The organism is Acinetobacter harbinensis (genome assembly GCF_000816495.1).
Classification (GTDB): domain Bacteria; phylum Pseudomonadota; class Gammaproteobacteria; order Pseudomonadales; family Moraxellaceae; genus Acinetobacter; species Acinetobacter harbinensis.
The window spans coordinates 65,393-67,114 of record NZ_JXBK01000003.1 but is presented as its reverse complement, the minus strand read 5'-3'; the positions used below and the strand labels follow the sequence as shown (position 1 = coordinate 67,114).

Sequence of the window (1,722 nt, the reverse complement as noted above, 5' to 3'; positions counted from 1 at the left end):
ACGATCCCCCGGTTTACGGCAGGCGAATAGGGCAGAGGCGTATGGCATCATGGCTGTGGTAACATCCGTCGTTGCCAAAACATGATCTAAAATGTCGTCAAAACCGAGCTGTTTAATCAGTTCTGTTAGGATTTCTTGCCCCGTGGCTTCGGACATTGGTTTTTTGATGTAATCGCCTATATGGTCAATTTGGAAACCGTAGCCCCATAAGGTATATAAACCTTCAGGTAAGTCGGCAAAGTGTGGCTGTGCAGGAACCACTATGGATAAATGCCAACCCGACTCATACCAAGTCATGAGTGCGCCTGTGCCTGGTTCATTGCCTGTATAGTCAATAATACGTTTAAGTAGCACGTCATCTTTCATGGTCAGAGTGAAAGACTCCCACTTATGTTCATCGACATTGCCATAAAAAGTCATTGGACGGCCAAAGTCCGGGGCTTTTTGTGCCAGCGTTTCCCAAAGCGTCCAGCCATGATCTTCTCGATGACGAATAAGGGCAGGCACGTCATGATTACCGCCATAACGTGAGTCTGCTGTAATAGAGCCTAAAGTGAAAATAGCTAAATCATTGGCTTTCAGATTAATTTGCTCTGAGCCTTCAGGCAGTTGTACATATAGGCGCGAGGCATGGCGTTCTTGAGTTTCAGCATTGGTAATGAAGTCTGCATCTGTGACATAGTGTCCAAAACGCACATCGACGCCTTGTGCGACTAACCAACGCTGTAGGGGCAGAATCATCGAGTCATATTGGTTGTACTTGGTACGTTTCACACCCGCTAAGGTATGAATGCGTGGCAATTCTTGAATAAAACGCAAGAAATAGCGTCTTAACTCTGCTGCACTGTGCCATTTTTGAAAAGCGAAAGTCGTGCGCCACATGCGCCAGAAATTGGTTTCAAAAAAGGTTTCATCAAAAAACTCATCAATGCGGCGACTGCCAATTTTTTCTTCTTTTGAAGCTAATAGGCGCAGCATCTGTGCACGATGTAGCGTATTCAGACCAAGCTTTGCTGCATCCGCAATGACATGTTCGGCATCAATCAACCGTGCATTGGCGTGGGTTTTCACTTTTTCATTAAACTCACGACATTCTTCACGCACCGAAATGTCTGGATTTTCCAAAGATGGAATACTGGAAAATAAGTCCCATAGGCACAAATAAGTTTCATCGGTCAGCATTCGCCCACCACGTGTTACCCAAGCTTGCGCGGCATGCGGTGTATGTCCACCATCCATCGAACCACCTGAAATATCGAGTTCTTCTAATATATGGATATTTTTGGCAGGGACTTTGGCATCACGGATTGCAAATGCAGCAGCAGCCATACCTGCGATACCACCACCAATAATCCAAAGATGGGACTGTTGTGCGTCTAATGGGGTGCGCTTCTTCTTTTGCATGGTTCACCTTTAATAATGATGTTAAAAACTATGAAGTATAAAATGTGATTTAGAAAAACCTTAAAAATAGTATGACTTTTTATATATGAAAAATGTATGAAATGGGAAGCAATTTACTCATTATATTTTGTAATCAAAAAAATGTAAGTAATGGTTATTTTTAATACACATTTGTATTTTTTTTAAAATAAAATATGATTTAAGTAATTGATTTTATTATTTTATAGAGTAATCACTCTATTTTGATCATATTTGTTTGTGTCTGAAGAATGTGTTTGAAACTAGGCTTTCTATTGATCATTAAAAGATATAATTGAA

1 protein-coding gene is annotated in these 1,722 nt (G+C 41.2%); it reads right to left on the bottom strand.

The annotated features are described in order from the left end of the window. Nucleotides 1-1,404, bottom strand: a 1,404-nt coding sequence (locus tag SE27_RS13265) for an oleate hydratase (RefSeq protein WP_455550038.1), incomplete at its 3' end; no start/stop codon positions are given. Nucleotides 1,405-1,722 lie beyond the last annotated feature (318 nt).